We start from the raw sequence: 13798 nt of genomic DNA, 5'->3' as shown, positions 1-13798 counted from the left end.
CGGGAATACATCCTTTATCTTTCAACGAGGGCAAAGTTAGAAGGTATTATTATGCACTGTTGCCACAAGTAGTTGTCAGGTAGATTGAAGTGAAGTAACGCACGCCATTATCATGCTGATTATAAACATATTACAGGTATCCATTTTATAAAAGCAGGTAGATGTATCCGTTTGCTGAAAACTTTTAATATCTTTGTATTTGTCTACTTTAAATGAATATACCCTATGAAAAGATACTTGTTATCGGGATTATTTCTACTATTTATGCTTGTACCTTTTCGTGCAGCGAATAAAACGGACTTATCCAATGAATTGGAATCAGCTTTAAAACAGCGCAACCAATACTCGCTCCAAAAGGAAACCCGGATTGACAGTCTAAAACATTTGCTATATCCGGCAATGGATAAAAATGAACGTTTCCGATTATACAATGCCATTTATGAAGAGTACTATACATATCGTTTCGATTCGGCCATGCTCTATGTAGACAGGGAAGAACAAGTGGCCATGCAGCTTTCAAATCCCACTTATCGCAATCTGAGCATCATTCACCGTTCAGTACTTCTTTCCACCTCAGGCTATTTCAGCGAATCCATTCAGAATCTGGCACAAATAGACTCACGCACTTTAGATGCTCCGTCAAAGATAGAATACTATGTCGCCTGTGAATGGGCTTACAGTATGTGGGCCGAATACTCCAATGATAAAGTATATGCCCCCCGCTATTATGAAAAAGAGATGCTCTATCAGGATTCTCTAATCAGTGTGCTACCCGTCGGTTCGTCATTACACAACTACTGGAAAGGAGAAAATCTCTATCGTCACCAAAGATATTCCGAAGCGAAAGAATACTACCAAAAAGCATTGGAAGGAGTTCCCGTAAATGTTCGTCTTTATGCTATGGTTACTTACGGTTTGGCATTAGTCCATTCTAAATTAGGGAATTGGGACGAATATGAGCATTATCTGATCAAAGCTGCTATTTCGGACCAGGTATGCCCGCTTAAGGAAAACCTGGCTCTGCAGGAACTTGCCTTATATATCTTTAAAAACAGAAGTGGAGAAGTATCGCGTGCCAACCGCTACCTGAATTATTCCATGGAAGACGCACAGTTTTATAACAATCGTCTCCGTATGCTCGAGATAGCGAAGAAATTCCCTTCTATCGTACTGTCTTATCAGGAACAGAACCTTATTAAAAGTAAACGGCTACAATGGTCACTGATATGCATCAGTATATTATCCATCGGACTGGTTATTTCCCTGATCTATATTTACCGGCAAATGCACCAACTTCATAAACGCAGAGAGATACTGGCGGATATGAATCAGGAATTACAGCATCTGAATAAAGCATTAGTAGAGACCAATCATACGCGTGAAGAATATGTAAGCCTGTTCATGGATTTGTGTGCTGCCTATATAGATAAACTGAATAAATACCAGGATTTGGTAAAACGCAAGGTGAAAGCAAAACAAACGGATGATCTCTTGAAGTTAGTCAATGCCACTAAACTATCAGACACCGATGCGAAAGAGTTCTTTGTAAACTTCGATACTGCATTTCTGAACTTATACCCCAAATTTATAGAAGAATTTAATGCATTATTACGAGAAGGTGAAGAAATCATTCCTAAAAGAGGAGAGATATTGAATACGGAGCTCCGGATATTTGCATTGATACGTATGGGGATTAAAGATAGCTCTAAGATAGCCACCCTCCTGTTCTATTCACCACAAACTATTTACAATCATCGGAGCGTAGTGAAGAATAAGGCAAAGATGAGGAATAGTTTTGAAAAGCAGGTGGAGGAACTTTGTGCAGTAATGTAAAATCGTCTATAATATAAAACAAGACACTTTTTCTTTAAAAAAGGACGTGTACACATTGCTCCTTCAAATACTTCTGTTACTTTTGCCTACAAATACAATGTAACTACTAGAAAACTATTATTTTATGAAAAAGCTATTCTATTTTGGCATTCTGGCATGTATTTCATATGCATGTTCCTCAGATTCTGATTTCACCCCGGAAGATGAAACTCCTTCTGATGTCTATGAACTCAAAGCTATTCCTGACAAGGAAGTCATTTTCAAAACCTACCCGGCAAGTATGAAACAAATTCTTGGTGCGGGCTACGATGTTACCGCTGATTACTTAAGCCCCGAGGCCATAAAAGCACCTATAATAGATTTGGATAAATTGGCAGACAGCGATATATATGACTTCACCTGTATGAAGGCAACTTCTACCGAATCCCAAAACTACGCCGGAGAAAATGCAACAGCGTTCCTTGCCAACATTAGCAATAGCCTGATATTGGAAGACGTAAATTCCAAGAACGCTCTCTCCGTAGGTACCATTCTCAAGCATAAGGAATTCCAGTCTGATTACAACCATTCTTCACAATATTCTTTTGCCTCCAGTGAACAGCTCTTTACAATGGAGCGCTGGTACTTATCACCGTTTTATATCTCAGAGAAATATAAATACAGATATCTTACTCAGGAGTTTGAAAATGATGTGACCAGTCTGACAGCGGAAAATATCATAAACAAATATGGCACACACTTTTTAATAGATGTCTGCATAGGAGCACGATTCAGAGGACTTTACCGAACAGCAGTACCTACAGCGACATCGGCAACCGACATTGTAAAAATCACCTTAGTCAGCGCTTTGACAAAAATGGCCCAGCAAGGCTTTTCTACCGGAAGCAGTGTCGGTGGATGGGAAGAGGAAGTGGCACAAAGCATAGGAGGTCAACTTATCTTCGAATTCTATGGAGGAAATACAACCTTATTGCCTTCACTGCCGACAACCGCCGACCTTAACACCTGGTTGAAGTCCTTTAATGAAGAAAATTATACTTTAACGAAAATCACTCAAAACAAAGTCCTTCCTATTTATGATATGATAAAGGATGCCACCAAAAGAAAACAAGTGAAAGATGCCATAGAAAAATATATTTCCAACCAAAAATTATCGTCTGTTTCCACAACTCCGTTACTTCAGGCTTGGAATGGCAAAAATCACACATACGATACATCTTATTTAGATATTGCAGTGCACTCCAACAGAAAATATGAAGGAGCCGTTTGTTCCATCTACAAACAGCAAAGAACACATACCGTGCCTCTGTATTTATATAGCAACGGGCAAAAACAACGTTTATCCGTAGAGCCATTACAAGCAGACGCCGGATGGCAACTGGAAAAAGAACTGGGATATGTATATACTTCACCCGTAGACGGAGCCATTCCTCTATACGAAGCAGCAAATGAAAATGATTATTGTTACACTACAGAAGACAAACAGGCATATGGAATAGAAGGAAGTTGGAAGAAAACAGGTATTGTATGCTACACAATGCCCTTATAATACCAAATTAGTTGCCATATAAATGAATCTCCTTTATCATTACCATATCAGAATAGTAATGATAAAGGAGAAAACAATCTAATTGTAACCTTTCAGGTACTTACTCCAACCGACTCTTAAAAGCAGACGGTAATTCCGGCATAGCCCCACTCTGTGTACAAACATAAGCAGAAACTTCTACGGCCAGTTTATGTGCTTCAGGAACAGGTTTTCCACTAAGTATGGCAGATGTGAAAGCAGCAGTAAATGAATCACCCGCTCCCACAGTATCGGCCACAGGAACTTTCGGTGTGTCCTGATAAGATACTACGCCCGGAGTAAATACATAGCTGCCATTGGTTCCACAAGTCAGAATCAGCATCTTCAGATTGTATTTAGCCAGAAGTATCCAGCATTTATCCTGTAAATCGATACCCGGATAACCAAAGATGCGGCTGATTGTCACCAATTCCTCATCATTGATTTTAAGGATATTGCAACGACGCATAGATTCACAAAGAATCTCCTTCGTATAAAATCCCTGGCGAAGATTAATATCGAAAATCTTAATCTGATCTTCTCCGTCAGGCATCGTATCCAAAAAGCGCTGGATAGTAGCCCGACTCACAGGACTGCGTTGAGCCAGAGAACCGAAACAAACGGCACGGGTAGAAAGAGCCAGCCGTTTCAAATCGTCCGTAAAAGGTATATTATCCCAAGCTACCCCCTCTTTAATTTCATAACAAGGTACACCGACAGCATCAAGAGTAACCTGTACCGTACCCGTAGGGTAATCCACCTGTTCTATCTGGCAAGTCAGCTTCTTTTGAGCAAAAACATCCAATATTTCCCGTCCGTCAGCATCACGCCCTACAGCACTTACGACACGACTGTCAAAACCAAACTGTGATACATGATAAGCGAAATTGGCAGGTGCACCACCTATTTTCTTTCCTTCGGGCAGCACATCCCAAAGCGCTTCACCCATTCCAACGATTGTATTCATATATAAATAAGTTGTTACTCTCCGAAAAGAGATTGATTTAAACCATTAATAAATTATTAGTCCCATATTGATTTAACCCCAAATACTTGTAGCTCCTTAATATCAATATTATTCCCCCAGAAATGAAATCCTTCCTTATTATTCTTATCCGGCTTTCTAACCATTGAAAATGAATATACTCCGTTATCGACAAACACTTCAATAGAAGTTCTGTCTATATATATATCGGCAGTTATTTCCATACTTGTCATATCATCAGGAGAGTAGAACACGCCATTTATTGTATTCGGATTAAGATCGTAAGTAAGCATTTGCTGGCCAAACAAATTAAATCCGGCACTAGTTGCATGAGACAACTTGAATGTGGTTTTAATTCTAAGGCAATCTGCATTTTCAAATTCTTTCAGCAATTCATTGGCTTCATTTGCCTTGAGAGAATTCCATTGACGGAGAGGCGTAAACAACTGCTCGGATTCCTTAATCGGGACATTAAATAATCTTGGTCCATCTTTAGTAGTCCGAAGGGTAAGCTCCGTTGGCAAACACATCATACCATTAAAAGGCATTCCCGGATGACTGATTCGCCCCCACCCCATTTGAATACGTCGTCCGTCGGGCATATTGGTAAATGTCTGCGCAGCATATATAGAACCTGTTGTATATTGATATTTTCCCATTTCCGGTTTAAAAACTTTCCCATTGAACGAACCAAGCATATAGGTGCCTGTGGCGCCATACATCACCCACTTCGTATTATTCGGATCTCCATCAATAGGCAATTCAAACAACTCAGGACATTCCCAAAATCCGGTTGTATGGCTTTGATAAGTCCACTCTTTCAAATTGGAAGAAATGTAGATAGAGTGTCCATCACGCTCATTCAGCACCATAACCCAGTGCTTGCCGGGTTTATACCAGAATACTTTCGGGTCACGCGTATCTACACTATTCCAGATATGCTTCGAATCAATCACAGGATTCTCCGGATATTTGGTAAAAGTACGTCCATTGTCAAGACTATATGCTATACATTGCACTTGCTTATCCGGACTGGCAGCTGTATAAGCCACTATCATGGCAGGAACATTATCTCTATTATACCCTGCAGTATTTTCATAATCTATCACTGCTGATCCTGAATACATTGTACCTAAATGATCTGGATAAAGGGCATCCGGTAGTTCTTCCCAATGAATTAAGTCTTTGCTTACAGCATGCCCCCAGTGCATATTTTCCCAGTCACGTTCATAGGGATTATGCTGATAAAACAAATGATACTCTCCATCATGATATATCAGCCCGTTAGGGTCATTTATCCAGCCACGACGAGTAGTAAAATGGAATTGCGGACGGTTCGTTTCCCGATAAAGGCTGTCATGTCCGGCTATAAAGTCATCCTGGTATATTTTACTTAATCCCTTTTCATCTCCCTCATAACTTATCCTGATTGTTTTACCTTTAAGATCGGAAACATCTTTAAACACCCAATAATCAGCTTCGCCGGATGCCAGACGGATAACTACCGACAAATCGGGCTTCCCTTCCGATTTAAAAGTCATTTTCGCCCTTTCCTGTTTATGAGAAACAGGAAAATTCAGATACTTTTTGTTGATTTTCAATTCAATGTCACCAGAAAACGCCCAATTACACGAAAGTAAAAATGCGCTGGTCACTAATAGTCTTAAGATTAACTTCATATTCTACTAATTAATTTGTTTCCAATTTAAACATTAAAGGATTATTAGCCGAATCCCATGTTTGTTATGCAATATCAGGAAAATTGATAAGACTTCATACCGCAATTTTCCTTTAAAGTTATTTCTTAATCTTCAGAGTATAATACAGCAGGTACAGTACACCGACTGTCATTACCGCTACTGCTCCGCTTTGTCCTACCGCATCACTTGCCAGTCCCATTGCCAACGGAAACACTGTTCCACCGAAAAGGCCCATAATCATCAGACCGGAAACTTCGTTCTTCTTGCCGGGCATATACAGCAATGCCTGCGAAAAGACAATCGAGAATATATTTGAGTTACCATAACCTATCAATGCAATGCAAATATAAATAGATGTTTTTGAATGAAAAACAAAAAGCCCTATCATTGCCAATAACATCATAAAACTACTGATAGCAAAGAACGATTTGGCATTCATCTTTCTCAAAATGAAAGAACCTGTAAAGCAACCTGCCGTACGGAATATAAAATAAAGACTGGTAGCAAACGCAGCATCATCCAATCCCATACCCAAGCGTTCCATCAAAATCTTAGGTGCGGTAGTATTCGTGCCCACATCAATTCCTACATGACACATAATGCCGATGAAAGATAGCAGAATAAACGGTTTGCCCAATAGAGCTAAACACTGACCAAATGTAGAAGGTTTGCCTTCTTCTTTTTCTTCAGCGATCTGTGTCTGTCCTAATAGTAAAACAGCGATTACAGCAATTACCATATAAATAGGGAATAGCACCCGCCAGCCCAGACCAAAGGATGGAATGGCCTGCGTAGCTCCCCACATGGCAATGTAAGGTGCAAGAAACGAGGCTATCGCTTTCACAAACTGTCCAAAGGTTAGACTACTTGCCAGACGGTCACCTCTGACAATATTGGAAAGTAACGGATTTAGTGAAGTCTGCATAAGCGCGTTGCCGATACCTAATAAAGAGAAAGAAATCAGCATAAGCGTATAACTATCACCGAAAACCGGTAATAATAAAGAAGCAAAAGTCACCAGCAAACTAAGAAGTACCGTTTTTTTCTGTCCGATACGACTCATCATCATACCTGTCGGTACGGAGAAGATTAAAAACCAGAAAAAAACCAGCGAGGGAAAGATGTTAGCCTGAGAATCCGTCAGACCTAAATCTGCTTTTACATAGTTGGAGGCAATACCTACCAGATCTACAAATCCCATGGCGAAGAAACAAAGCATCACCGGGAAAAGCTTGGATAACGAAGAATTTGATTTCATTGTTGTATGGTATTAATTTAAGTATTTCTTGCTCGGGAAAGCATGTTGCAAAGGAAGCGAATACCACGACAACGGGATAACAATTTTGTTACAAAGAATATCAATTATGATACAGGACCGTTTTTTAGCCGTATTTGAGTCCTATTATCATCCTTTTTAGCTACTTTTGTACAAGTATATACAACAAACTCATAAATAAATCATTATGGAAATACTCTTTAACGGAAAACTTAGTATCGAGGTCTCTGCACATGGAGCCGAATTGTGCAGTATTTTCTCTAATGGAAAAGAATATCTGTGGCAAGCAGACCCCGCATTTTGGAAACGTCATTCACCGGTGCTCTTCCCCATCGTAGGCAGTGTATGGGATAATGAATATCGTAACGAAGGTACAACCTATGCCCTTACCCAGCATGGATTTGCCCGCGACATGGAGTTTACGCTTATATTGGAGCATGACGACGAAGTGCGTTATCAACTTGTCAGCAACGAAGAGACACTCAAGAAATACCCCTTTCCGTTCTGCCTCGAAATCGGCTATCGCATCCATGAAAAGAAAGTCGACGTTGTATGGGAAGTGAAGAATACCGGAGAAAAGGAAATGCATTTCCAGATTGGAGCACACCCCGCATTCTATTATCCGGATTTCGATGCTACTACAGAAGAACGAGGCTTCTTTGGTTTCGGTAAAAAGAATAGGCTGAAATATATCCTCATTTCCGAAAAGGGCTGCGCTGATCCGGACACTAAATATCCATTGGAATTGACTGATGAATGGCTACCTATAGATACACACACTTTTGATAAAGATGCACTGATACTGGAAGACAATCAAGTACGACAGGTTACTCTATATAATAAGGAGAAACAACCTTATCTCAGCCTACATTTCAATGCACCTGTAGTCGGTTTGTGGTCACCTCCTTCCAAGAATGCTCCATTCGTCTGTATAGAACCTTGGTATGGTCGTTGCGACAGGGCGCACTATACAGGAGAATATAAAGAAAAGGATTGGATGCAGCATCTGCAACCCGAAGAAATATTCAGAGGAAAATACACTATCGAAATAGAGGAATAAAAGAAAAACAGAACAATCCATATATCTTCCCCATACCAACTCCGTATCAAAGCCGTACCAACTCCGTGTCTGGTCCAACCACTTAGGTACGGAGCATATACGGACTTGGTACGGCTTTGATGCAGATTGGGTATAGAAAAATAGGTAAAACAGACTAATTTTACTTCAATTTATAAACCTTGAACGAACTTACCGTATAGCTTCCACCTTTAGCATAGAAACTGATGCGGTTATAAGGTTCTGATGGAAATACAAGGTTTGTCATTGCAAAACGTCCGTCATCTCCAAATGCTTCAATACTCGATTTATCAACAAAAAGACGTAATGTCATTTCCGAATTATCCTCTATTGGAGCAAAAGTCACTATCGGAAAATCCTGGCTGAATGATACGATTCCACTCTTACTACGGTCCATCGCAAATTTCTTCTCTACCAGATTATAATAGATATCCACTTCTTCTCCTTTTGAATTGAAAAGCTGGAAACCTACAATCTCAGCATTCCGGTTCTTAATTGTCATTTCAATTTCATACGTACCGGTATTATCGGCAAGCAGCTTATCCATATTATAGGTACGGTCCACTTTGAAGGAACGTTTCTTTTCTTCTTTTCCACGCAGTTTCAGCAATTCTCTGGAAGGAGAAGATTTCAGATACGTTTCACCGGCCGAGGTATAAAGGCTCAAGTCGCGGGGCACGGAATTTGCACTACGATATTGCATAGTAGGTACATCATTGGCATACTGCCAATTGCTCATCCATGCTAATGCGATATGACGACCTTCGGGGGCATTGCTCCAGGTGACAGCAGCATAATGATCTTTTCCCCAGTCCATCCATTTCGTCATTTTCGGGGATTCATTCACGAATGTTTTTCCGTCGAACGTTCCTACAAAATATTGGGCAGCACTACCACCGAAAGGTCCACCCGGATTAAGATTACAGATCAAGACCCATTTCTTCAATTCCGTACCTTCAATGGGCAGTTCTATCAAATCGGGACATTCCCAAACACCTCCATGAGCACCCTGTCCTTCACCGAAACTACTTTCATAAGCCCAATCCTTCAGGTTGGGTGAAGAATAAATCTGCATCTCCTGCCCTACGGCGAGAATCATAATCCATTTCTTGGTACCATCATGCCAAATCACTTTCGGGTCACGGAAATCACGTTGTGTAGAAGTCAGAATAGGATTACGCGCATACTTTTTAAAAGTCTTTCCATTATCAAGACTATAAGCCATGCTTTGTACCTGGCGATCACTTGCTGAAGTATAAAAAGCAACAATGGCACCGGCACCAAATCCGGCTGTATTATCCTTATCCACTACACAAGAACCACTGAAAATAGTCCCTAAAGCATCAGGCGCAATAGCTGCGGGCTGATGTTCCCAAGTAACGAGGTCGGTACTGGTTGCATGTCCCCAGTGTAAGTTTCCCCACATAGAACCATAAGGGTTATATTGATAGAATAAATGATAAACTCCATCTTTATATACCATGCCATTCGGGTCGTTCATCCAGCCATACCTGGGAGAGAAATGATATACCGGACGGAATACTTCGCGATTGGCTGTATCGAACTCATCAGAAAGTTCCATCTTGTCCCAGCAGATAGCTGTATCAGGGATCAACTGGAAATTAAAGGAAAGTGATTTATTATCAAATCCGGAGAGATCTACCGGAACAAAGTAATCTATCTTATTTATAGCCAAACGAATGTTCATATAGCGTACTACGTCATTGTCTGCTATCATATACAGTTTTGCTTCCGGGGAAGCCTCCTCTACAGGAAGCAACAGGAATTTCTTTTGATTCTCAATCTGGACAATGCTCTGTCCGTCACCTAAATGTTTAATCACGAAAGGAGGATTAATAGCTTGGCACGAAAAGACCGACCAAATTGTACCTATTATAAAGGTAAGGGTCCATCGCACGGTCAACAAATTGTTTTTTAAATTCATGATGTTTTTGGGTATTACATTTAATTAATAATGGGTTGCTCAGGAAAGCACTTTGCAAAGGAAGCGAATAAAAAAGAAACAGCCTGCTATTTATGTTTCATAAGCTGGTAATTTTGATACCTGCCTTTTATTTTGTTACAAATATGTCAGCATATGAAACATAAATTACAGCCTCTTGTCATAGAATTCCTTTTCTTTGCAACATCAAAACATCACTCGGGAAAGCATGTTTTGAGAGGTAATCCACAGCGATTACAAAATGAAAAGCATATTAATTAAAATCTAAAAACATGGAAGGCATAAAAAGATCGCTTCTATTTGCACTCTTTCTTATAATATGTACAATGGCTCAGGCCCAACGCCTGACGGTACAGGGAAAGGTGGTTTCCAAGACCGACGGAGAGCCTATTATCGGGGCAACCGTCATAGAGACTAACCAGACAGGCAACGGTACCATAACCAATATTGACGGTGACTTTACACTATCTGTGCCACAAGGTGTGGAACTGACTATTTCGTATATCGGCTTCAAGACAGTGAATGTGAAAGCACAAGCTACACTAAACATCACTCTGGAAGAAGAATCCGAATTACTGCAGGAAATTGTAGTCACAGGCTATACCACTCAACGCAAAGCTGACCTGACCGGAGCGATTTCCGTAGTCAGCATGGATGAAATTGCCAAGCAAAATGAAAACAATCCGATCAAGGCATTGCAGGGACGTGTACCGGGTATGAACATCACAGCCGATGGTAATCCCAGTGGAAATGCTACAGTACGCATCCGCGGTATCGGAACTCTGAACAACAATGACCCTCTTTATATTATTGATGGTGTCCCTACCAAATCGGGTATGCACGAACTGAACGGTAATGACATCGAATCTATCCAAGTATTGAAAGATGCAGCTTCCGCTTCTATCTATGGTTCGCGTGCTGCAAACGGTGTCATCATCATCACTACGAAAAAAGGTAAAGAAGGACAGATAAAGATCAACTTCGATGCTTCTATCGCCGCTTCCATGTATACCAATAAGATGGAAGTACTGAATGCGGAAGAATATGGCCGCGCCATGTGGCAGGCTTACGTAAACGAAGGTCAGGACCCCAATACCAATGCACTGGGTTATAAGTATAGTTGGGGCTACGATGCAAACGGTTATCCTCAACTGAACAACATCAGCATGTCCAAATATCTGGATTCCGCCAACACTGTGCCGGCTGCCGATACTGACTGGTTTGACGAAACCACCCGTACAGGTATTATCCAGCAGTACAATGTATCAGTAAGCAACGGTTCGGAAAAGGGTTCTTCTTTCTTCTCCCTGGGTTATTATAAGAATATAGGTATCATCAAGGACAGCGACTTCGAACGTTTCTCTGCCCGTATGAACTCTGATTACAACCTGATTGGCAAATTCCTGACCATAGGAGAACATTTCACCCTGAACCGTACTTCGGAAGTACAGGCACCGGGCGGATTCCTGCAGAATGTATTGCAATTCAATCCCTCACTGCCGGTTTATGATATCAATGGAGAATATGCCGGTCCGGTAGGTGGATACCCTGACCGCGAAAACCCGGTGGCAAGACTGGATCGTAACTCTGATAATCGCTATACTTACTGGCGTATGTTTGGTGATGCCTACATCAACCTCAATCCCTTCAAAGGATTCAATGTACGCTCTACCTTTGGATTGGATTATGCACAAAAATCACAACGCATCTTCACCTACCCTATCACCGAAGGTAATGTGGCAAATGATAAGAATGCCGTAGAAGCCAAGCAGGAACACTGGACGAAATGGATGTGGAATGCCATCGCTACCTACAATCTGGAAATTGGCAAACACCGTGGTGACGCCATGGTCGGTATGGAGTTGAACCGCGAAGACGATATCAATTTTTCGGGCTATAAAGAAGATTATTCCATCCTGACGCCCGACTATATGTGGCCGAATGCCGGTTCCGGCACGGCTCAGGCTTATGGCTCGGGCGAAGGCTATTCACTGGTTTCTTTCTTCGGAAAACTGAATTATACGTATGATGATAAATATCTGCTCTCTATGACAGTACGCCGTGACGGTTCTTCACGTTTCGGTAAGAATAACCGCTATGCCACATTCCCTTCTTTCTCACTGGGATGGCGCCTGAACCGTGAAAAGTTCATGCAGAACCTCAGTTGGATTGACGACCTGAAAGTCCGCGGCTCATGGGGCCAGACCGGTAACCAGGAAATCTCGAACATTGCCCGCTATACTATTTACGTTCCCAACTACGGTGTGACGGAATCAGGCGGTCAAAGCTACGGTACTTCCTATGACATTGCCGGAACCAATGGCGGCAGTATCCTTCAGTCCGGATTCAAACGTAACCAGATTGGTAACGATAACATCAAATGGGAAACAACCACACAGGTCAACCTGGGTCTCGATTTCTCACTTCTCAAACAATCTCTTTACGGCTCATTCGACTGGTTCTACAAAAAGACAACGGATATCCTGGTACAGATGGCTGGTATCGCCGCTATGGGTGAAGGAAGCAGCCAATGGATCAATGCAGGAGAAATGAAAAATGTGGGTGTTGAACTGAATCTCGGTTATCGTAATCAAACTGCATTCGGATTGAAATATGACCTGAATGCCAACATAGCCACTTACCGGAATGAAATTACAAAACTGCCTACTACAGTAGCAGCCAATGGTACTTTCGGAGGTAACGGTGTACAAAGCGTAATCGGACATGCCAATGGTTCGCAAGTTGGTTATGTAGCCGACGGCATCTTCAAATCACAGGAAGAGATTGATAACCACGCCACTCAAGAAGGTGCCGGAATAGGCCGTATCCGCTGGCGCGACCTGGATCACAACGGTATCATTAACGAGAAAGACCAACAATGGATTTATGATCCGACACCAGACTTCAGCTATGGTCTGAACATCTATCTTGAATACAAGAATTTCGACCTCACCATGTTCTGGCAAGGTGTTCAGGGAGTAGACGTCATCAGCGACCTGAAAAAAGAGACCGACCTTTGGAGCGGACTCAACATCGGTTTCCTGAACAAAGGCAAGCGAGTACTCGATGCATGGTCACCCACCAACCCGAACTCTACCATTCCTGCATTGTCACGCAGCGATACAAACAATGAGAAGCGTGTTTCCACTTACTTCGTTGAGAATGGTTCGTTCCTGAAGTTACGCAATATACAGTTGGGCTACAACGTCCCTAAAACCTTTGCCCAGAAGATGAAGATGGAGCGCCTGCGCTTCTACCTGAGTGCACAGAACGTATTCACCATCAAGAGTAAGGAATTCACCGGAGTAGATCCTGAAAATGCCAACTATGGCTACCCCATCCCGATGAATATAACTTTCGGTATTAATGTAGGCTTTTAACAATAAAATCAGTTAC

8 protein-coding genes are annotated in these 13798 nt (G+C 41.5%); 4 read left to right on the top strand and 4 right to left on the bottom strand.

Annotated features, from left to right (window positions below; genetic code table 11):
- Positions 1-225 precede the first annotated feature (225 nt).
- The gene (locus tag DWW10_RS12955; RefSeq protein WP_022393506.1) at positions 226-1833 is read left to right on the top strand and encodes a DUF6377 domain-containing protein; all 1608 of its coding nucleotides are present in this window, start codon (positions 226-228) and stop codon (positions 1831-1833) included.
- A 124-nt stretch (positions 1834-1957) separates the two neighbouring features.
- Entirely contained in the window at positions 1958-3382 is a 1425-nt protein-coding gene (locus DWW10_RS12950; protein ID WP_022393507.1) for an MAC/perforin domain-containing protein, read from the top strand.
- 100 nt (positions 3383-3482) lie between these two features.
- Here the strand turns inward: DWW10_RS12950 and DWW10_RS12945 are convergent, their stop codons facing one another.
- The 3 genes from DWW10_RS12945 to DWW10_RS12935 all read right to left on the bottom strand — a co-directional run bounded on the left by DWW10_RS12945 (position 3483) and on the right by DWW10_RS12935 (position 7343).
- A complete protein-coding gene (locus tag DWW10_RS12945; protein WP_022393508.1) occupies positions 3483-4367 on the bottom strand; it encodes a carbohydrate kinase family protein in 885 nt (294 codons plus the stop codon).
- Positions 4368-4423: 56 nt separating this feature from the next.
- Positions 4424-6064, bottom strand: coding sequence for a glycoside hydrolase family 32 protein (locus tag DWW10_RS12940; RefSeq protein WP_022393509.1), 1641 nt, complete (start codon positions 6062-6064; stop codon positions 4424-4426).
- 118 nt (positions 6065-6182) lie between these two features.
- Entirely contained in the window at positions 6183-7343 is a 1161-nt protein-coding gene (locus tag DWW10_RS12935) for an MFS transporter (RefSeq protein WP_022393510.1), read from the bottom strand.
- Positions 7344-7548: 205 nt separating this feature from the next.
- On the opposite strand from DWW10_RS12935, the gene DWW10_RS12930 reads away from it, so the two are divergent.
- Positions 7549-8421, top strand: coding sequence for an aldose 1-epimerase family protein (locus DWW10_RS12930; protein ID WP_022393511.1), 873 nt, complete (start codon positions 7549-7551; stop codon positions 8419-8421).
- 160 nt (positions 8422-8581) lie between these two features.
- On the opposite strand, the gene DWW10_RS12925 is transcribed toward DWW10_RS12930, so the two are convergent.
- Positions 8582-10384: a glycoside hydrolase family 32 protein gene (locus DWW10_RS12925; protein WP_022393512.1), complete on the bottom strand. Its 1803-nt coding sequence runs from the start codon at positions 10382-10384 to the stop codon at positions 8582-8584.
- A gap of 344 nt (positions 10385-10728) precedes the next feature.
- Between DWW10_RS12925 and DWW10_RS12920 the strand changes: the two genes are divergently transcribed.
- On the top strand, positions 10729-13782 hold the full coding sequence (locus tag DWW10_RS12920) for a SusC/RagA family TonB-linked outer membrane protein (RefSeq protein WP_409012365.1): 3054 nt from the start codon (positions 10729-10731) through the stop codon (positions 13780-13782).
- Positions 13783-13798: the final 16 nt, after the last annotated feature.

Origin of the sequence: Bacteroides intestinalis, from assembly GCF_003464595.1 — a bacterium.
Taxonomy (GTDB): Bacteria; Bacteroidota; Bacteroidia; order Bacteroidales; family Bacteroidaceae; genus Bacteroides; species Bacteroides intestinalis_A.
The sequence above is the reverse complement of the archived record's forward strand: the minus strand, read 5'-3'. Positions and strand labels throughout refer to the sequence as shown.